Origin of the sequence: Actinomyces israelii, assembly GCF_030253495.1 — a bacterium.
Taxonomy (GTDB): domain Bacteria; phylum Actinomycetota; class Actinomycetes; order Actinomycetales; family Actinomycetaceae; genus Actinomyces; species Actinomyces israelii.
This window is the reverse complement of record NZ_CP124548.1, coordinates 15,244-34,118: the sequence shown is the minus strand read 5'-3', so window position 1 is coordinate 34,118 and position 18,875 is coordinate 15,244. Positions and strand designations below refer to the sequence as shown.

16 protein-coding genes and 1 tRNA gene are annotated in these 18,875 nt (G+C 70.9%); 11 read left to right on the top strand and 6 right to left on the bottom strand.

Features of this window, described 5'->3' with window-relative positions; genetic code table 11:
• Positions 1–322 precede the first annotated feature (322 nt).
• On the bottom strand, positions 323–1,342 hold the full coding sequence (locus AIF0345_RS00150) for an alpha/beta hydrolase (RefSeq protein ID WP_268918687.1): 1,020 nt from the start codon (positions 1,340–1,342) through the stop codon (positions 323–325).
• A 98-nt stretch (positions 1,343–1,440) separates the two neighbouring features.
• Between AIF0345_RS00150 and AIF0345_RS00145 the strand changes: the two genes are divergently transcribed.
• The gene (locus tag AIF0345_RS00145; RefSeq protein WP_268918686.1) at positions 1,441–1,932 is read left to right on the top strand and encodes a VanZ family protein; all 492 of its coding nucleotides are present in this window, start codon (positions 1,441–1,443) and stop codon (positions 1,930–1,932) included.
• Between the two features lie 278 nt (positions 1,933–2,210).
• Here the strand turns inward: AIF0345_RS00145 and AIF0345_RS00140 are convergent.
• Positions 2,211–2,294, bottom strand: a tRNA-Leu gene (locus AIF0345_RS00140).
• A gap of 277 nt (positions 2,295–2,571) precedes the next feature.
• On the opposite strand from AIF0345_RS00140, the gene AIF0345_RS00135 reads away from it, so the two are divergent.
• Genes AIF0345_RS00135 through pknB form a run of 7 tightly spaced genes read left to right on the top strand, consistent with a single transcriptional unit; the run spans position 2,572 to position 11,930 of the window.
• On the top strand, positions 2,572–3,279 hold the full coding sequence (locus tag AIF0345_RS00135) for an FhaA domain-containing protein (RefSeq protein ID WP_043560102.1): 708 nt from the start codon (positions 2,572–2,574) through the stop codon (positions 3,277–3,279).
• Entirely contained in the window at positions 3,276–3,740 is a 465-nt protein-coding gene (locus tag AIF0345_RS00130; protein WP_285296776.1) for an FHA domain-containing protein FhaB/FipA, read from the top strand. The genes AIF0345_RS00135 and AIF0345_RS00130 overlap by 4 nt, the downstream gene beginning before the upstream one ends.
• Positions 3,737–5,146 carry a PP2C family protein-serine/threonine phosphatase gene (locus AIF0345_RS00125; protein ID WP_268918684.1) on the top strand — a complete coding sequence of 470 codons (1,410 nt, stop codon included), beginning with the start codon at positions 3,737–3,739 and terminating at the stop codon, positions 5,144–5,146. Before AIF0345_RS00130 ends, AIF0345_RS00125 begins: the two co-directional genes overlap by 4 nt.
• Positions 5,147–5,156: 10 nt before the next feature.
• Complete coding sequence (locus tag AIF0345_RS00120; protein WP_311136095.1) at positions 5,157–7,208, top strand: FtsW/RodA/SpoVE family cell cycle protein; 2,052 nt, start codon at positions 5,157–5,159, stop codon at positions 7,206–7,208.
• On the top strand, positions 7,205–8,698 hold the full coding sequence (locus AIF0345_RS00115) for a peptidoglycan D,D-transpeptidase FtsI family protein (protein WP_268917669.1): 1,494 nt from the start codon (positions 7,205–7,207) through the stop codon (positions 8,696–8,698). Before AIF0345_RS00120 ends, AIF0345_RS00115 begins: the two co-directional genes overlap by 4 nt.
• Positions 8,695–10,065 carry a serine/threonine-protein kinase gene (locus AIF0345_RS00110; protein ID WP_268917670.1) on the top strand — a complete coding sequence of 457 codons (1,371 nt, stop codon included), beginning with the start codon at positions 8,695–8,697 and terminating at the stop codon, positions 10,063–10,065. Before AIF0345_RS00115 ends, AIF0345_RS00110 begins: the two co-directional genes overlap by 4 nt.
• Positions 10,062–11,930 (top strand): Stk1 family PASTA domain-containing Ser/Thr kinase, encoded by a 1,869-nt coding sequence (gene pknB / locus AIF0345_RS00105; protein ID WP_268917671.1) that lies wholly within the window; start codon positions 10,062–10,064, stop codon positions 11,928–11,930. The genes AIF0345_RS00110 and pknB overlap by 4 nt, the downstream gene beginning before the upstream one ends.
• An 824-nt stretch (positions 11,931–12,754) precedes the next feature.
• Here pknB and AIF0345_RS00100 read toward each other — a convergent pair.
• Both AIF0345_RS00100 and AIF0345_RS00095 read right to left on the bottom strand, forming a co-directional pair.
• On the bottom strand, positions 12,755–12,910 hold the full coding sequence (locus AIF0345_RS00100; protein WP_043560122.1) for a hypothetical protein: 156 nt from the start codon (positions 12,908–12,910) through the stop codon (positions 12,755–12,757).
• On the bottom strand, positions 12,910–13,677 hold the full coding sequence (locus AIF0345_RS00095; protein ID WP_285296775.1) for a class E sortase: 768 nt from the start codon (positions 13,675–13,677) through the stop codon (positions 12,910–12,912). The genes AIF0345_RS00100 and AIF0345_RS00095 overlap by 1 nt, the downstream gene beginning before the upstream one ends.
• Positions 13,678–14,143: 466 nt before the next feature.
• On the opposite strand from AIF0345_RS00095, the gene AIF0345_RS00090 reads away from it, so the two are divergent.
• Positions 14,144–14,533, top strand: coding sequence for a cell division protein CrgA (locus tag AIF0345_RS00090; protein ID WP_268917672.1), 390 nt, complete (start codon positions 14,144–14,146; stop codon positions 14,531–14,533).
• Between the two features lie 25 nt (positions 14,534–14,558).
• Here AIF0345_RS00090 and AIF0345_RS00085 read toward each other — a convergent pair whose 3' ends face one another.
• Both AIF0345_RS00085 and AIF0345_RS00080 read right to left on the bottom strand, forming a co-directional pair.
• Positions 14,559–15,422: an aldo/keto reductase gene (locus tag AIF0345_RS00085; RefSeq protein ID WP_285296774.1), complete on the bottom strand. Its 864-nt coding sequence runs from the start codon at positions 15,420–15,422 to the stop codon at positions 14,559–14,561.
• A 114-nt stretch (positions 15,423–15,536) separates the two neighbouring features.
• Positions 15,537–16,067, bottom strand: a complete 531-nt coding sequence (locus AIF0345_RS00080; protein ID WP_268917674.1) for a hypothetical protein — start codon at positions 16,065–16,067, stop codon at positions 15,537–15,539.
• Positions 16,068–16,231: 164 nt separating this feature from the next.
• Here AIF0345_RS00080 and AIF0345_RS00075 point away from each other — a divergent pair, with 164 nt between their 5' ends.
• Positions 16,232–16,753: a peptidylprolyl isomerase gene (locus tag AIF0345_RS00075; RefSeq protein ID WP_043560132.1), complete on the top strand. Its 522-nt coding sequence runs from the start codon at positions 16,232–16,234 to the stop codon at positions 16,751–16,753.
• 108 nt (positions 16,754–16,861) lie between these two features.
• Entirely contained in the window at positions 16,862–17,704 is an 843-nt protein-coding gene (locus tag AIF0345_RS00070; protein ID WP_285296773.1) for a rhomboid family intramembrane serine protease, read from the top strand.
• Positions 17,705–18,875 lie beyond the last annotated feature (1,171 nt).

Here is an 18,875-nt window from a genome sequence, read left to right as displayed (position 1 = left end):
CACGTGGGGGCGGGGGAGGGGGAGCCCGCCCGGGGCGAGCGCGAGCCTTCCGCGTGCGTCCCCGCCCGAGCGCCCTCCCGGCCGACCCCGACCACGGGCCCACGGCCGCGAGGCGGCACCTGGACGGAATTGCGTGGCCGAGCGGCGCCGCGCGGCGGACAAGGACGACGCCGTCAGGCTCCCGGGCCCGGCGGGTGCACCGGCCGCCGCCGAGCCCGCAGGCCCGGGTGTGACGCCAGTGAAACCGAAGCGATCTTGACACGGAGCTCGACCGATCTCGACGAGGGGGGCCGCGGACGCCCGGCGCCCCGGAATCGAGCGTCTACCGAGCGCGTCGGTCCAGGAGCATCTCCAGGGCGTTGCCCACGTGGTCGGAGACCATCTGCCAGTCGTGGTCGGCCTCGTCGTCGGGCTCATAGACGACGGTGACTCCGCGCTCGGCCGCCAGGCCGGCGAGAAGCGGCGTGTCCTCGACGTCGACGTCCGGGGACTGCCCGCCGACCGTGAGGTAGAAGCGCAGCCCCTTCCTGACCTCGAAGTACGGATCGGCCAGGTAGTCGGCGGGCGACTGCTGCGCGTACTCGTCGTCGTCGGCGAGCAGGGGCGCGGCGTCCGGGCCCGGCTCGCCGTAGTCGGCCATGGCCGCGGCGGAGGAGAACATGTCCTGGTGCTGGAAGAGAAGGTTGGTGGCGCAGAACGCCCCCATGGAGAAGCCCATGAGAACACGGTGGTCGGCGTCCGCGTATGTGCGATACGTCTCATCGACCCAGGGGACGACGTGCTTTGTGAGATAGGTGTCGATGAGTGGGCCGCCAGTGGTGGAGTCCAGGCAGCGCGTGTCGGACACCTCGGGGGTCGAGATCTCCGGGGAGACGGCGATGACCGGCGGGATCGTGCCGTCGTTGATCAGCTGGTCGAGGCGGTCGGCCAGGGAGGCCCCGACGAACCAGTCCGATGACTGCCCGGGGGTGCCGTGGAGCAGGTAGACGACCGGATAGCGGGTCGAGGACTGGGAGTCGTAGGTGGGCGGCGTGTAGACGAACGTCATGGAGTCCGCCGTCCCCAGATCTGCATCGCCATCGACCGCCACGGCCGCCACGGAGCCCGTGTCCACGCCGTTGCCGGTCACGACCACGCTCTGAGCGATCGCCTCCTGGGCCGCCATGGGATCGGTCACGGACGTGTGGTCCTGAAGCAGGACGGAGACGATGCCCGAACCCCGCGAACCCCCACTGCTCAGGGCATCGCCCTGGACGCCCACGCTCCACGCGCACAGCACCAGGAGAAGAATGCCCACCGCACTGTAGACACGGCGTCTGCTGACGAATCGCTTCTGGCTCACCCGACAATTGTCCGCCTACTGGACCCGACGGCGGTTGTGTGTCCCGCCACGTCCGCATGTTGACCAATAGCAGTACTCGTCCGGCTAGCCTCCCGAACATGACCCGCTTCCGCACCACCTGCCGCGTCGCCGCGGGGTTCTACCTCGTGGTCGTCCTGTTCGCCGTGCTATGGGACTCCGGCGCCCAGATCGCCATGCTCAAGGAGTCGCTGGGTCCGTGGTTCCTCGACGCCGTCGGCAAGGACATCGTCCTCAACCTGGTCATGCTCGCGCCCCTGACCTTCCTCGCCCACCTGGGCTGGCCGCGCGTCGCCTGGTGGCAGTGGGCCCTGGCCGGCTGCGCCGTCGGCGTCGGCGCCGAGCTCGCCCAGTGGGCGCTGCCCTTCCTGACCAGGCGACCGGCCTGGGCCAATGTCGCCGAGAACGCCGTCGGCGCCTGGACCGGCGCCCTCGCCGCCCACGCCCTGTGGTGCCTCCGACGCCGTCCACCGGTCGGGACGCAGAGCACCCGCCCGCGTCCGGGGCTGGGCGGGCGGACCGGGCTCATCCGCGGATCGCGCCCGGAGCGCCCCGAGTGCGGCGCCGCGTAGCTCAGGCGGGCAGCGGTTGGTCGGCGGGCGCGTACCCGACGGCGGCGGGGCTGCGCGGCCCGGACGGGCAGCGGACCGATCTCGAGCCGGAAGCGGACCGATCTCGGCGCGGAACTCAACCGATCTCGGCGTCGGGCGCGCACCCGCGGCGCGCCCGCCCGCGCAGCGGGCCCGCGCCACGCGGCACGGAGCGGCAGGCCGCAGCGCACCCGCGCAGCACGGCGAAGGGCCCGGGTCGCCGAATCGTCGTCGGCGGGCTCCGGGCCCTTCGCTCTTCGTGCGCGGGGGGGGACTCGAACCCCCATGATCGTGAGATCACACGGACCTGAACCGTGCGCGTCTACCAATTCCGCCACTCGCGCGAGAAGCGAGGACGACGATAGCCGCCCGGAGGTCCCGACGTCCACTTCGTGTCACCGATCATCGGGTGAGACCGCTCACCCTCGCCCGTCGTCGGCTCCCGATATGGCGCCCGCCTGGGACATTTCCTATGGTTACAACACAGCCGCGGCCGGCACTACCCGCCCTAGGGGCCACAGCCGTTACGATGGGCGTGGCTCGCCTGGCGCCACCGTACCGCCCGGCATCACGGCCACCGCGGTCACCTCGGACCGCGCCGAGCACACGGGGAGGTAGTCCATGGGCATCCTGGACAAGTTCGAGAAGGGCGTCGAGAACGTCACCAGTCGCGCCATGTCTCGTTTCTCGGACGATGTCGAGCCCATCGAGATCGCCTCGAAGCTGCGCGAGACAATGGACAAGCGCGCCGCTTCCTTCGCCCGCGACCGATCCGTGGTTCCCAATGTCTTCCGCATTCACCTGGCGCCCAGCGACGTCTCCCGCATCGAGGGCTGGGGGATGGACGAGATGATCCGCCAGATGGAGGAGGTGGCCACCAGCCACGCCTCCGAGCAGGGCTACTCCTTCGTCGGCCCGGTCAAGGTCACCTTCACCCCCGACGGCGCCCTGACGGCCCCCGCCATTGAGATCGAGTCCTCGACACGCCGGGGAGGCGCCGCCCCGGCGGCGTCCGCCAGCGCGACGCCGAGCCACCCGATCCTCGACATCGACGGGCAGAGATACCTGCTGACGGGCCCCGTCACCGTGATCGGCCGAGGCTCGGAGGCCGACATCATCGTTGACGACTCCGGCGTCTCCCGCCGGCACCTTGAGATTCGTCTCACACAGGGTCACGCCATCGCCACCGACCTGGGCTCGACCAACGGCACCTTCGTCGAGGGGCACCGCGTGGACGCCGCCACTCTCCTGGACGGCAACACGCTCACGGTCGGCCGCACCCGGATCATGTTCTGGGACGGCTCTCAGAGCGCCGAGGCAGGCGTGTGAGCGAGCTCGCCTTCACCATCGCACGACTGGGCTTCCTGGTCCTGCTGTGGATCTTCGTCCTCTTCGTCGTCCGCACTCTGCGCCGCGACACCGCCGAGGTCTCGGCGCCCGCACCCCGCCGCCGCGCCAACCGCGAGAGCGGCTCGTCCGCGTCCCACGGACGTCGCCGCGGCGCCACTCGCCTCATCATCACCGAGGGCCCGCTCGCAGGCTCCATGGTCCCCCTGACGCCGACGTCGATCACCATCGGCCGGGACCAGAACTGCACGCTCGTCCTCAACGACTCCTACGCCTCCTCCCACCACGCGCGCGTCTTCCCCAAGGACGGCTCCTGGTGGCTGGAGGACCTCAACTCCACCAACGGAACGACGCTGGCAGGCCGTGCGGTCCACGGCGCCGTCGAGTTGCCAGTCGGTGTACCAGTCCGAATCGGCCAGACCACTTTGGAGCTGCGTCCATGACAATCTCACTGCGATACGCGGCGCGTAGCGACGTCGGCCTGGTGCGAGCCTCCAACCAGGACTCCGGGTACGCCGGCCCCCACCTCGTCGTCCTGTGCGACGGCATGGGCGGGCCGGCCGGCGGGGACATCGCCTCGGCCGTCGCCATTGAGCACCTCGTCCCGCTGGACGCCGACTCCCACCAGGCCGGCGAGCTCCTCGGACTGCTGCGCGAGGCCGTGCAGGAGGCGCACACCGAGCTGGTCACGCTGTCGGCCGGCAACCCCGACCTGTCGGGGCTGGGCACCACCTGCATCGCGCTCATGCGCAGCGGCAACAAGCTCGCCATGGTGCACGTGGGCGACTCGCGGGCCTACCTCCTGCGCAACGACGAACTGACGCAGGTGACGACCGACCACACCTTCGTGGAGTACCTGGTCGAGACCGGGCGGCTGACCCGCGAGCAGGCCCGCCGCCACCCCCAGCGCTCCGTCCTGCTGCGCGTGCTCGGCGACGCCGAGGGCGACGTCCAGCTCGACGAGTCCATACGCGAGGCGATCCCCGGCGACCGGTGGCTGCTGTGCTCGGACGGCCTGAGCGGGCCGGTCACCGGCGAGACCATCGCGGAGGTCCTCTCCAGCGTGGAGGACCCGGGCCAGGCCGCCGACCAGCTCATCGACCTGGCGCTGCGGGCCGGCGGGCCCGACAACGTCACCGCCGTCATCGTCGACGTCGTCGAGGACGAGCACCAGCCGCAGACCGACCCGCAGATGGTCGGCTCCGCCGCCAACCGCCGCGCGCACCTGAAGCAGGCCGCCTCCGGAGACTCCCCGACCTCACCGGCCTCCGCGGAGGACACCATGGTCGCCTCGACCCCGGCGGCCAAGGCCGCAGCGCTCGTGGCCAGCCTGGAGGACTCCGAGGACGGCTCGGCGTCGCCCAGCCAGGAGGAGGCCATCGCCGAGGAGGTGGTCGCCCAGAAGTCCCGGCACAAGCGGCGCCGGCTCCAGTCCCTGATCGCCTCGGCGATCCTGGTGCTGGCGCTGGGCGGAGCCGCCTTCATGGGCTACCGCTGGACGCAGACGCAGTACTACGTCACCATCGCCGACGGGAAGGTCGCCATCTACCAGGGCATCCCCCAGCAGCTCGGACCGCTCACCTTCAGCCACCTGGTGGACACCTACGACAAGCCCGCCCCCGACGACCTGGACGACCTCATGCGCGAGCGCCTGACCGAGACGGTCAGCCGGCCCTCGTTGGAGGCGGCCCGCGAGTACGTGGATGTGACCGTCGCCGCGCACGTCAGCACCCCCGCGCCTGCACCGGCCCCCACACCGACCCCGACTGCTGCACCGACCCCGACCGCTCCGCCGTCGGCGCCCCCCTCCCCCGAGGAGCAGGCGCCCCCGATCGACTCGGACCAGTGACGGGCGCACCATGAGCAGCACGCGCTCGGCAGCGCATCCCGCGGCAGCATCCTCGATCGCGCCCCGCCCCAGCGGCCGCGCCACCGGGCGCTGGGCCGAGGTGGGTCTTCTCGTCGTCGCCCTGGTCATCGGGCTGGGCGGCTTCGTGCTGACCGCGCTGAACCGCACCGGCTCCTCCCCGGCGCAGATCCTCCAGCTCGGCGGGGCCCTCGTGGCCGTCGCCGTCGTCGTCCACCTGTGGGTGCGGCGCACGGCGCCGTGGGCCGACCCGGTTCTCCTGCCCACCGCCGTCGCCCTCAACGGGCTCGGGCTGGCCATGATCCAGCGGCTGGACCTGTCCTACGCGCGCCTGGGCCAGGCCCACGACTACGCCCCCAAGCAGGCCATGTGGACCGGCATCGGCGTCGCGCTGTTCTGCGCCGTGCTCGTCGTGCGCGACTACCGCCTGCTGCGCCGCTGGGACCGCTGGGCCATGTGGCTGGGCCTGGCCTTCCTCATCCTGCCCTTCATCCCCGGCCTGGGCCAGAACATCAACGGCGCCCAGATCTGGATCCGCCTGGGCCCCATGTCCTTCCAGCCCGCCGAGCTGACCAAGGTGGCGCTGGCGGTCTTCTTCGCCTCCTACCTGGTCTCCAACCGCGACAACCTGGCCCTGGCCGGGCGGCGCATCCTCTTCCTCAACCTGCCGCGCGCGCGCCACCTCGGACCCCTCATGGTCGTGTGGGGCGTGAGCATCCTGGTGCTCGTCGCCCAGCGCGACCTGGGCTCCTCGGTCCTGCTGTTCGGCCTGTTCGTCGTCACGCTCTACGTCGCCACCGACCGGCCGAGCTGGCTGATCCTGGGCGGCCTGCTGTTCGTGCCCGCCGCCTGGTTCGCCGCCACCCACCTCAACCACGTCCAGCAGCGCATCACGGCGTGGATGAACGCCATGGATCCCGACGTCTACAACGCGCCCGGCGGCTCATGGCAGCTGGTGATGGGCCTGTTCGGCATGGCCTCGGGAGGGGTGCTCGGCTCGGGCTGGGGAGCCGGCTACCCGAACCTGGTCACCTTCGCTAACTCCGACTTCATCGTCGCCTCCATCGGCGAGGAGCTGGGGCTGACGGGGACCCTCGCCATCCTCATGCTCTACCTGCTGCTCATCGAGCGCGGACTGCGCACGGCGATGAGCCTGCGCGACGGCTTCGGCAAGCTGCTCGCCGTCGGGCTGTCCTTCACGATCGCGATCCAGGTCTTCGTCGTCGTCGGGGGCGTCACCCGCCTCATCCCACTGACGGGCCTGACCACGCCCTTCCTCGCCTACGGCGGGTCCTCCCTGGTGGCGAACTGGATGATCCTGGCCCTGCTGGTGCGGCTGTCGGACGCCGCCAGGCGCCCGGCGACGACGGCGCCTCGCTTCGTCGACACCGCCGAGCTGCCCACCGGCATCCGCAAGCACGTGCTCGACGCCGGAGCCGACTCGGACTCGCCGGGCACCGCCCCGGAGGGCGGACCTGGCCGTTTCGCGGGCTCGGCCGACCCCACCGGCGTCATCAGCCCCGCCGACTTCGACGGCCCCGCCGAGCCCGCCGGCTTCGAGGGTTTCGACGACGACGGCCGGCCCGCCGGCCCGCCCACGCCCGTCAAGCCCGCGACCCCCGTCAGGCCCGCCGCGCCCGTGCGCCCCAGCGGCGCTCCCGGCGACGGCGGCCCCAGCGGCGCTCCCGGCGACGGCGGCTTCGCCGGCTCCAGCGCCCCGGGCAACGGCCCGTCCGGCTCCGGCCGCCCGGCCCGGCCCGGAGGCCCGGGGGGCTTCGCCCGACCGAACGCCTCCGGCCGCCACAGCGCCCGCAGCGCCCAGAGCACTCCCGGCGGCTTCGCCGGCCCTGTCGGCCCCGCCGCACCCGCCAGCCCCTCGGCCGCGCCCTCGCCGCCTCACGCGGCCGGGCCCGGCTACCCCGACCCGCCCCGGAGCGCCGCGCCGGGCCGTACCGGCTCCTTCGAGCGCCCCCGCCGCCCCGGGCCCCCACCGGACGACCCCTACGCCACCACCTTCATCGACACCGAGGAGGAGCAGCCGTGAACCGACAGATCCACCAGGTCACCGTCCTGGTCGTCATCATGTTCCTGGCGCTGTCAGCCTCCTTGACGAGCGTGCAGGGGCTGGCGCGCCCGGCCCTGTGGGAGTCCTCCAGCGCCCAGGGCACGCTGGTGACCGACTCTCGCAACTCCCGCACGGTCTACGCGGAGTTCGGCACCGACCGCGGCCAGATCATGGTCGGGGGGACCGCCGTGGCCGACTCGGTGAAGTCGGACGACGCCTACTCCTACCAGCGCACCTATCCCGGCGGGGAGCTCTACGGCCCCCTGACCGGCTACTTCTCCACCGTCTTCGCCTCCATGACAGGACTCGAACGCGCCGAGAACTCGGTGCTCAACGGCCAGGACCCCTCCCTGTTCTCCAGCCGCGTCAAGGCCGTCATCACCGGGGAGTCCCAGCAGGGCGGCGCCATCGAGCTGACCATCGACCCCACGGTGCAGCAGGCCGCCTGGGATGCCCTGGGGGGCCGCCGGGGGAGCGTCGTCGCGCTCAACCCGTCCACCGGCGCCATCCTCGCCATGGTCTCCTCCCCCTCCTACGACCCCACCCAGATCGCCTCCCACGACGGCGGCACCGCCCAGGCCGCGTGGGACACCCTGAACAACGACGCGGGCAAGCCCCTGGTCAACCGCGCCATCGGCGGCGACCGGTACCCGCCGGGATCGACCTTCAAGATCCTCACCGTGGCCGCCGCCCTGCGCAGCGGGAAGGCTGACGCGAACACCGAGGTGGAGGCCCCCGACACCCTCACCCTGCCGGGCACGACCCACGCCCTGTCGAACTACGCCGGCGAGTCCTGCGGCAATGGGAAGGTCACCCTGTCCTACGCCTTCGCCGAGTCCTGCAACACGCCCTTCGCGCAGCTGGCCATGGACGTGGGCGACAAGGCCCTGTCCGATGAGGCCACGGCCTGGGGATTCGGGGAGTCCGAGTCCATCCCCCTGGACGTGACGCCCTCGACCTACCCCGCCACCTCCTCCGACGCCGAGACGGCCATGGCCGGGATCGGGCAGGCCTCGGTCCGGACCACGCCGCTCATGATGGCCCAGGTCGCCGAGACCATTGCCAACGGCGGCAAGCAGATGAGGCCCTACCTCGTGTCACAGACGCTCGACCCGGACCTCAACGTGGTGAGCACCACCAGCCCGAAGGAGGCCCGCGCCCCGATCTCCTCGCAGACCGCGCAGACCCTGTCCTCCCTCATGCAGCAGGCCGTCAGCGACGGCACGGGCTCCAGCGCCCAGGTCGCCGGGGTGTCCGTCGCGGGCAAGACCGGCACGGCCGAGACCGGCTCGGACGAGGGCGGTCCCGTCACCTGGTTCGTCGGCTTCGCCGGGACGGACCTGAACAAGCCCTCGATCGCCCTGGCCGTCGTTCTCGACGGCGGGGAGCAGACGGCGGCCAACGGCACCGGCGGCTCGGTCGCCGGGCCGATCGCGGCCAGCGTCATCGATGCGGCGGTGGACCAGTGAAGCCCGCCGTCGGGCTGGAGCTCCAGGGACGCTACCAGCTGGTCGAACGGATCGCCCTGGGAGGCATGGGGGAGGTCTGGCGCGCCACCGACCTGCGCAGCGGGCGGGCGGTCGCCGCCAAGATCCTGCGCCCCGAGCTGGCGGGCGACGAGATCTTCCTGACGCGCCTGCGGGCCGAGGCGACGAACTCCCGCGGGCTGCGCCACCCCAACCTCGCCGTCGTCCTGGACGCCGGCGAGCGCGACGGCTCGGGCTGGATCATTATGGAGCTCGTCCAGGGGCGGGCGCTGTCCGACATCATCGCCGAGAAGGGCACCCTGCCGCCCGCCCAGATCCTGCCGATCCTCGCCCAGGTAGCCCGGGCCCTCCAGGTCGTGCACGACTCCGGCGTCATCCACCGCGACGTCAAGCCCTCCAACATCCTCATCAACCGGGAGGGGCTGGCCAAGCTCACCGACTTCGGCATCTCCACCGGCGTCAACCAGCGCCCGCTGACGGCCACCGGCATGGTCATGGGCACGGCCCAGTACCTGGCCCCCGAGCAGGCCATGGGCAATATGGCCACCGCGGCCGGGGACCTGTACGCGCTGGGGATCATCGCCTACGAGGCCCTGGTCGGCCACCGGCCCTTCACGGGCACCACCCAGGTGGACATCGCCTTCGCCCACGTCAACGAGCCAGTCCCGCCCCTGCCCGCCTCGATCCCGGCCGAGGTCAGCGACGTCGTCATGGACCTGCTCGCCAAGAGGCCCGCGGACCGCCCCCGCACGGCCCGCGAGGTCGCGCGGCGCCTGGACCGCATTGTCGTCAACCTGCCCGCGGACTCATGGGACCCGCGGCAGACCCCGACCTGGGCCTCCACGGGGCGCCGCGTCGACCGCTCCCGCCCCGAGAGCGCCACGCCGACCCGCCGCGCCGCGGGCGCACCCGACTCGGGCACCCGGTCCGCTTCTGCGCCGAGGCACCGGCGTCGCGCCCGCCACGCCGGCGACGAGCACGGCGAGCCCGCCCGCCGCACCGGCAGACGGGTCGCCTCGAGCACCCCGGCGTCCCCGGGCGCGGGAGCCCCGCGCGCGGGCGCCTCGGGCGCCCCCGGAACCTCGACCCGCGCCATCCCCGCCGCCGAGCGCACGCGCACAGCGGCGACCAGCGCCCTCGAGATCGACCCCTGCCCAACGCGCCACGCCTCCGGGCGCGGCCTGTTCGGTCTGCCCCTGGTCCACGTCCGGCTGATCATCATTGTCGCGGTCGCTGTACTGACTCTTCTCGCCATTGCCATTACCGCGGGTACCCTTACGTCAGCACAGTCGGACACTCCCCGCGGGCAGGCCGTCGGGTCCGTCATCCCACCACAGGAGGCACTGTGACCGGTCAGTTCCCCCAGGTCCTCGCAGGCCGCTACGAGATCCGAGACCTCATCGGACGCGGCGGCATGGCCGAGGTGCACCTCGGCTACGACAAGCGCCTGTCACGCATTATCGCAATCAAGCTGCTGCGCTCCGACATCGCCGGCGACCCCACCTTTCAGGCGCGCTTCCGCCGCGAGGCCCAGTCGGCCGCGGCCCTGAACCACCCGACCATCGTCGCCGTCTACGACTCCGGCGAGGAGGAGATCACTGCGCCCAACGGGGCGACCCGCTCGGTGCCCTACATCGTCATGGAGTACGTCGAGGGCCACACGGTCCGCGAGCTCCTCGGCGACGGGGACGCCGTCCCCATCCCGGAGGCGGTCGAGATCACGACGGGCGTGCTGGACGCCCTGGAGTACTCCCACCGCGCGGGCATCGTGCACCGGGACATCAAGCCCGGTAACATCATGCTGACCTCCACCGGCGCGGTGAAGGTCATGGACTTCGGCATTGCGCGCGCCATGGAGGACTCCTCGGCGACGGTCACCCAGACGCACGCCGTCGTCGGCACCGCCCAGTACCTCTCCCCGGAGCAGGCGCGCGGCGAGGTCGTCGACGCCCGCTCCGACCTGTACTCCACCGGCTGCCTGCTCTACGAGCTGCTGACCGGACAGCCGCCCTTCACAGGGGACTCCGCGGTCGCGATCGCCTACCAGCACGTGCGCGAGATCCCCAAGCCGCCGTCGGCCCTGGCAGCGGACGTGCCCGAGTCCCTCGACCGGGTCGTCCTGAAGGCCCTGGCCAAGGCCCGCGACGACCGCTACCAGGACGCCGCCCACATGCGCAACGAGCTCCTGGCGGCGGCGCGGGGCATGGCCGTGAGCGCGCCCGCCACCGACACCTGGCAGGCCCCCGCCGCCCTGTCCTCGCCCTCGACGACGGCGCTCTCGCCCGCTCCCGCCCCGGGGCCGCCGAGCCCCGCCCAGCCTCCGGTCAGCCCCGATCGGAGCACCGAGAACAAGCAGCCCCGCCGTCGCTGGTGGGTATGGGTGCTGCTGCTCATCCTCCTCATCCTGGTGGGCAGTCTCATCGGCCTGGCCGCCTCTGGCCTCATAGGGGGCAAGCCCAGCCCCACGCCCACACCGACGGCGACCGCTGCGACCGTGCCGGACGTGTCCGGCATGACGGAGGAGGATGCCAAGGGCGCCATCGAGGGCGTCGGCCTGACCTACAACAGGGGCCAGGACGTCCCCTCGGACACGGTCAAGGAGGGCCTGGCCGTCTCCTCCGACCCGGGAGCCGGCACCTCGGCCGTTCTCGGCACCGAGATCACCGTGAGCTTCTCCTCGGGCGCGGCCACGGCCGAGGTCCCCAACGTCGCCGGCATGAGCCAGTCCGAGGCCCGCAAGAAGATCGAGGAAGCGGGCCTGGCCTGGGGCGACGTCACCACCGAGGACTCCCCGAGCACGCAGGAGGGCAATGTCGTGCGCACCAACCCGGCCGCGGGCACCTCGATGTCGCGCGGGGAGACGGTATCGATCGTCGTCTCCTCGGGACGCACGACCGTGCCCGACGTCGTCGGGAAGAGCCAGGACGAGGCCCAGGCCGCCATTGAGGCCGCGGGCCTGACCTACAACACGACGACGAACGACACGAAGACCACCGATTCATCGAAGAACGACCAGTACATCGTGACCGCGATCGACCCCCAGGCGGGCCAGAGCGTCAATCTGCAGTCCTCCGTCACCCTCACGGTGACGCACTACATCTACGAGGCAACAGCGAGCCCGAGCCCGACCCCGGCTCCCACTCCCACCGGCGGCACAATACCCCCCGACGACGACAAAGAGAAAGGCAAGGACAAGAACAACAACCACGGATAGTCCGACAGGGTCGTCTTCGTGGGGCCGGCCGGTCACGCCCGATGCGTGACCGGCCGGCTCCGCACCAGCGAGCCCGACCGGGCCCGCCCGTTACCTTCCTTTCGTCGAGATCGGTCGTATTCCGCACCGAGATCGGTTCTGAGCATCAGGCGCCCCATGAGCCCCTTTGAACACGGCGCGCGTCGCCGGGTACAGGTCGTCTCGGCGCGCTACGGCCGATCGCGGTCGAGCGGCGGCCCTCTACGCCCTCCTCACCCCGCCCTGTAAGTGCAGGTCGCAGGCTGTGGCGGTGCGCGGCCCGGGTGTCCATCAGAATGACATTAGAGCCCCCGGGCGCCGTCCCCCTCGACGACACCCTTGCAATGACGCGGTTCTCCGCCAGCACCTCAACGATCCGGGCGGCCAATGTCATTCTGACGGACATCCGCGCACCCCGACATGCCCGGCGCATCGTCACCCGACCCGGCTCGTCTCGGCAGACCGGCCCCTACCCGTGCAGCCCTCACCTACGACCGGGTGAAGGGCGACGCGCCCGCTCGCCACCCTCGCCGAGATCGGCAGATCTCCGCACCGAGATCGCGGGGCCTGCCGGTCATCCCCGGCCGCCCCGGAGTCGGTCACGACGACAGACCCCAGGACTCGACAAAGCGACCACCCCACGCACATCTAAAACGGCCAGTGACGCTGAACCCGTGGAGAAACGGCGTGACTCCATGGTTCCACGGAAATGCGGCCCCTCGTACCCGAGGGCATCGACCGACTCACGGCCGTGCGGGATAATCACTCTCTCAACCAGCAGCACGCCCCGCCCCGGTCCCACTCATCTAGACCGTAGCCTCCCCGGAGATGTTCCAGGTGGTGTTGGCCCAGGGGAAGACGACCTCGAAGAGGAAGAGCACCACGATCACCGTCAGGGCCAGGGCCTCGATGGCCTTGAACCAGGCCGGGCCGGGCAGGTGGCGCCAGATCCATCCGTACATCAGTTGACCTCCGGGTCGTTGAGGACCGAGGCGGGGCGCCCCTCGGACCGGGGCATCCAGTAGGAGAACTTCCCGTGGACGACCCACCGGTGGTCGTTGCCCCACTCCCCGGTGGTCAGGGAGTGGCAGGTCGTCAGCGTGATGTAGCGATCCACGGGCTGGGCCTCCGGGTCGCCCGGCACCGGAGCGATGACATCGACCTGCGTCGGCTCGACAATGTCGTGAGAGGTGACCGTGTAGACGTACCAGGTGTCCTTGGTGGCGACAATGATCTCATCGCCCTCTTCAAGGGTGTCGATGCGCAGGAAGGAGTTGCCGTTCGTGCGCCGGTGGCCGGCGATCGCGAAGTTGCCGACCTCACCGACCTGCTGGGTGTCCGGGTAGTGGCCGGCCGCCGCCTGGTCCAGGACGTCGGGGCCGGTCCCCTCAATGACCGGCATATTGTTGTTCGTCACGCCGTACCACTTGGGGACGATGAGCATGCCGATAGTCTCGCCGTAGTTGACGGCCTCGAACTCCGGGGGAGGATCGGTGTGCTTGGTGCCCTCCTTCTTGGGAGACTCCACCTGCGTCTCGTGGAAGGCCAGGGTACTGGCCTCGGCCTTCTGGTTCGCGGCGATCCCGGTCCACCACAGCTGCCAGACCAGAAAGAGCGCCACAACGATCCCGACGGTGATGAGGAGCTCCCCGAACCCCGACAGGACCCGATCGAGTGCAGAACGACGACGACGGGGCGGCGGAGCCGCCCTGTGGCGATGAGCTGCCATCAGCCCTCCTGGTGGCCTAGACGTCATGTGCTGTCGGCCAGTCTAGGGGTTTGCGCACCCCGATCACGACTCCCGCACGGCAGATGTCGCCTTATCATCCAAATGATCGATTCCAATAGGACGTGAGCCTGGCTCACGGCTCCCCCTTCGCCTAGATCGGCAGGTCTCCGCGTCGAGATCGGTTCGAGGCGCCGGTCCGCACGGATCCGGGGCTCTCACCCCCTTCCAGGGGCGGGCACGCGGCCCGCAACACGCCCGGCCGGCCGAGGCCGAAGACCTGTCCGGCCCTCGTCGCCCCCGTCGTGGTCGTAAAACGTACGCCCACGCCCCCGAGGTACGCCCACGGGGCTGAGGTACGACCGCGCCGACCGGACAGAGACGAACACCCGGACTCAATCATCTAGGCTAGTCAGCAGGCCCGGCAACGAGTCCGGCTCCCCGTCGTCCCGCCAGTGAGGAGGCCCGCGTGGCCCAGTCGAAGAAGTCCGACTCCGAGAGCCCCAAGAGCTCCAAGAAGAAGTCCGAGAGCCCTAAGAATCCCAAGCGCTCGGGAAACCCCGCCAAGGCGGCCGCGTCGAAGAAGGAGAGGCAGGAGTCGCGGGCCGCCGCGAACCGGGTCTCCCGGGTCCCGGTCAAGGTCAAGCGCACCGGCAGCCCCAACTGGTACGCGCCCACCATGGTGACCCTCATGGTCATCGGGCTGCTGTGGGTCGTGGCGACCTACCTCTTCCAGGGCAAGTATCCGCTGCCGTACTTCCGGTCCCACCACGAGCACGACTGGCTGGCCAACGGCAACCTCTACGTGGGATTCCTCATTATGATGCTCGGCTTCCTGGGGCTCCTGCGCTGGAAGTGAGTAGCGAGAGCGGCATGCGCGGCGCCTAGACCTCCTGCACCCGGTCGGGGTGCGAGCCGGTGCGCAGGCCCCGGTCGAGGGCGTCCAGCGCAGCCATCTGCCCGTCCGACAGCGCGAACGAGAACACGTCGGCGTTGGTGACCATGCGCTCACGGTGCGTCGTCTTCGGAATGACCACCAGGTCGTGCTGCAGGTGCCACCGGATGACGATCTGGGCGGGCGTGACGCCGAGCGCGGCGGCCATGCGAACCACGACCGGGTCGTCCAGCAGCCGACCACGCCCCAGGGGCGACCAGGACTCGGTGACAACGCCGAGGCTGCTGTGCAGCGCCCGCAGCGGCTCCTGGGAGAGATAGGGGTGGAGCTCAATCTGGTTGACCGCCGGCGTCACCCCGGTGGCCTCGATGATCGTGCGCAGGTGATCGGCCTGGAAGTTGGACACGCCGATGGCGCGCACACGGCCCGACTCCAGGATCTCGATCATGGTGCGCCAGGTATCGACCAGGTCGAGACCGGGGGAGTCGGCCATCGGCCAGTGAATGAGGAACAGGTCGAGCACATCCAGGCGCAGATCGCGCATGGTGGCCTCGAGGCTGCGCAGGGCGTCGTCGCGCCGATGGTTGGGGTTGTTGAGCTTGGAGGTCACCCACAGCTGGTCGCGGGGCACTCCCGAGCCCGCGATGGCGGCTCCGACGCCGGCCTCGTTGCGGTACATCTGGGCGGTGTCGATATGCCGGTAGCCGACGTCGAGGGCGTCGCGGACCACGCGTTCGACCTGCTCGACGCCGACCTTGTAGGTGCCCAGACCCAGCTGCGGCATCTGCAGGGGAGCGGACTCGTTGGTCCCCCGAATCAGGGAGGCCGGGGGCGTGGGAACGACGGTGTTCATGCTCTATAAGCCTATTGTCCAGGATCTGCGCAGGGCGCCCCAGGCTCGGCGGCGTCCCGCACAGGTCGTGCGGGACGCCGCCGAGCGTACTCCGGGACGGCCCTCCTGACTGCCCTACTCAGCCTGGGCCGCGGACCCGCCGTCCTCGTCCTCGGCGGAGTCGGCCCAGTACTCCTCGGCCCACGGGTCCTCCACGGGCTGGCTGCGCCGCCACACGACGTATGCGGCGCCCGCTGCGGCACCGGCCAGCACGAGCCAGCCGAGCGTCTTAAGGACGGGGTGCTTCTTCTTCACGGGAACCTCCGGAATCTCGAGCGCCGCGTTCTTCGCGGCGACGGCGATGCGCTGAGCACGCTCGGTGAGCGTACCCTCTGTGCCGGCCGCGGCCTGAGCGGCGACGGCGGCCCTGTGAGCGGCCGGGGCGTAGTCCTCGACCACCCGGGTACGGGCCTCCTCGACGACGGGCTGTGCGCGCAGCTGGGCCTCCTTGGCGGCCTTGACGACCTCGGTGCGGGCCTTGCTCACGCGAGGAGCCGCCCAGACGGCGGCGCGCTCGGCTCGAGCCGCAATGTTCTCGGCGAGGGAGGCCGCCTCCTGCCGGAGCTGGTCCGTGTCGATCTTCTTGTCGAAGGTCTTGCAAGCCATGATGGTCTCCCTGCTCGGAACGATGAGGTCGCTTGGGGCCCATCGTTCCACTCACAGGCCGTTCGCACCCGCAATCCGGACAGGCGTTTTGCCTGGGGTGAACAGGTCAATCCACAACCGAGCGTCTCAGCGTCGCCGGTGGTACGCGTGCGACGATTGCGGTCATGGAAGCGACACTGCACACCAACCTCGGCGATATCCGCCTCGATCTCTTCGCTGACCAGGCCCCTGAAACGGTCTCGAACTTCGTGGGCCTGGCGACCGGGGAGAAGACCTGGACAGACCCTCGCACGAAGGAGCAGTCCAACGCGCCCCTGTACTCCGGCGTGATCTTCCACCGCGTCATCCCGGGGTTCATGATCCAGGGCGGCGATCCTCTGGGCACCGGCACCGGAGGACCCGGCTACACCTTCGATGATGAGATCGACCCGTCGCTGACCTTCACGCAGCCCTACGTCCTGGCCATGGCCAACGCCGGGCGCCGCCTGGGCAAGGGCACCAACGGCTCCCAGTTCTTCATCACCACGGCGCCCACCGAGTGGCTGCAGGGCAAGCACACGATCTTCGGGGAGGTCGCCGACGACGCCTCCCGCGAGGTCGTCGACAGGATCTCAGCAGTGTCCACCGACCCCCGTGACCGCCCCGTCGAGGACGTCGTCATCAGTTCCGTCACCGTGACCAAGTGACCCGCGCCCCCACCACGCGCTGCACCTCGACGCCGTCGGCCTGCTACGGACCGACGGCGTCGCCGCACTCGCGCCCCCTCCAACCCGCACAGCCCGACAGGAGCACCCATGACTCAGCCCCGCACCAATCCGCCGGATAGTGCCCCGGTGTGCCCGAGACACCCGGACCGGGTCGCCTATGTGCGCTGCCAGCGCTGCAACCGCCCCACCTGCCCCCAGTGCCAGGTGCCGAGCGCCGTCGGCGTGCACTGCGTGGACTGCGCCCGCAGGAGCGCCGCATCCCGTCGAGGCGTGCGCTCCCTCCTGGGCGGGCGGGTGGTGACCGACACCCTGGTCACCAAGGGACTGATCGTCGCCTGCGTGCTGATCTACCTGGTGCAGAGGGCCGTGCCCGAGCTCGGCGTCCAGCTCGCCTTCGTGCCGGCGCTGGCGGCCGACCAGCCGTGGCGCTTTATCACGACCGCCTTCCTGCACGCCTCGCCCATGCACCTGGCCTTCAACATGTGGGCCCTGTGGGTGCTGGGCAGCGCCCTGGAGCCGGTGCTGGGACGGTGGCGCTTCACCGCTCTGTACATGCTGAGCGCCGTAGGCGGATCGGCCATGATCTACTGGCTGGCCTGGCCGACGACGCCGTCGGCCTGGGTGGGTCTGACGGTGGGCGCCTCCGGGGCGGTCTTCGGCCTGTTTGCGGCACTGTTCATTATCCAGCGGCGCTTCGGCAGGGACACGACGATGATCGTGGGCCTGCTCGCCCTCAACCTGGTCATCTCCTTCCTGGGGGCGAACATCTCCTGGCAGGGGCACCTGGGAGGGCTCGCGACCGGGGCGCTCGTGTCGACGCTGTACGCGTGGGCCCCGCGGGACAAGCGCACCGTCTACGGGGTGTGGGGGACGGCGGGCATTGCCATCGGACTGGTGGGCCTGGTCCTCCTGCGGGCGGGGCTGACGTGACTGGTACGGACCACTCGCAGCGCGAGCCTCGAACAGTTATCCACAGGTTTGTTCGAGGCTGTGAATCTGGGGAAGCACACCGCTGTGATTCATCCACAGCTGTGCGCACACCTGTGGAAACACAACGGCGTTATTTTCCACAGGCCCACCCACAGGTGGGGAAAACCCAGCGCTGAGGCCGCGCGTCTCTCCACCGTTGTGAACACCGCCCGGTGTGCTCGGTTGTCCACCGCTGTGCGTAGAAGCAGATGAACCTTGTGATTTCCTGGGCGTTTGCCCCCAACTACCCGTTACCTTGTTGGTGGTCCGTGGGACCGGCCCGGGGCCGGGTCGGTCTGGGCCGGCATGATGTCTTGGTCCCTGTGTGTCATGGTCCCGGGGGGCGGGAGTCGCCCACGACAACGGGTGAGGGGATGCGCTGACTGGGGGAGCGGCCTGCTGTCGCGGTGTGGTCTGACGCGGGCATGGGTGCGGGGTGGGCTGCCGGACGGCTGGCCCTGAGCCTGGTAGGCGGAGGGGGCTCGTGGTGAGGGTATCGGTCGGCGGCGTCGGTGTCTTCATCGGTATTGACGTGGGCGGGCGGGCACTGGGCCTTGGGCCGGGGCGGGCGGGAGGATCCGTGGCAGGGTCCTGCCCGGCAACGGGTCCCGGCTGCGACCTCTGCGTGCGCCCGAGCCGCAGGGGACGTCTGCTGGTGGCCCGTGGGCCGGCCCGCCGCCATCGGGGCCCCTGGGGCGTGACAGTGACCTGGAACACGGGGCTGACGGTGGGCTGCCTGGCGGGGTGCGTCAGTGCGCCGCGTCGCCGACCTGACGCTCCGGGGGCGCCGGGACCGGCGCACGTGACGCGGCAGTGACCGCCCAGGCCGCCAGGACCGCGCCCCACGCCCTGAGAGCCGTCACCAACTCGGAGGAGGACACCGCGGCGCCGAGCATACTCACCGCATCCGGGGCCCGGGCGCACGCGGGCCTCGCCCCGGGCCCTGGAGAAGGCCCCGAGGGCCGCACCCGGGGGCGCGACGCGGTCCCGGAGGTCATCGCCACCCGGCGCCGCGCCCGCCAACCTGAGCACTGCCGGACCGACCGGGACCGCCGCCGGGCTCAAGGAGCACGGCCGCCGCCACAGCGCCTGGGCCCAGCAGGCCTGCGACGCCCCGGAGAAGCAGACCGCA

Coding starts and splice junctions, on each gene's coding strand:
- AIF0345_RS00145 (WP_268918686.1), top strand. CDS start 1,441: ATGACCCGCTTCCGCACCACCTGCCGCGTCGCCGCGGGGTTCTACCTC.
- AIF0345_RS00135 (WP_043560102.1), top strand. CDS start 2,572: ATGGGCATCCTGGACAAGTTCGAGAAGGGCGTCGAGAACGTCACCAGT.
- AIF0345_RS00125 (WP_268918684.1), top strand. CDS start 3,737: ATGACAATCTCACTGCGATACGCGGCGCGTAGCGACGTCGGCCTGGTG.
- AIF0345_RS00120 (WP_311136095.1), top strand. CDS start 5,157: ATGAGCAGCACGCGCTCGGCAGCGCATCCCGCGGCAGCATCCTCGATC.
- AIF0345_RS00100 (WP_043560122.1), bottom strand. CDS start 12,910: ATGTACGGATGGATCTGGCGCCACCTGCCCGGCCCGGCCTGGTTCAAG.
- AIF0345_RS00095 (WP_285296775.1), bottom strand. CDS start 13,677: ATGGCAGCTCATCGCCACAGGGCGGCTCCGCCGCCCCGTCGTCGTCGT.
- AIF0345_RS00085 (WP_285296774.1), bottom strand. CDS start 15,422: ATGAACACCGTCGTTCCCACGCCCCCGGCCTCCCTGATTCGGGGGACC.
- AIF0345_RS00080 (WP_268917674.1), bottom strand. CDS start 16,067: ATGGCTTGCAAGACCTTCGACAAGAAGATCGACACGGACCAGCTCCGG.
- AIF0345_RS00075 (WP_043560132.1), top strand. CDS start 16,232: ATGGAAGCGACACTGCACACCAACCTCGGCGATATCCGCCTCGATCTC.
- AIF0345_RS00070 (WP_285296773.1), top strand. CDS start 16,862: ATGACTCAGCCCCGCACCAATCCGCCGGATAGTGCCCCGGTGTGCCCG.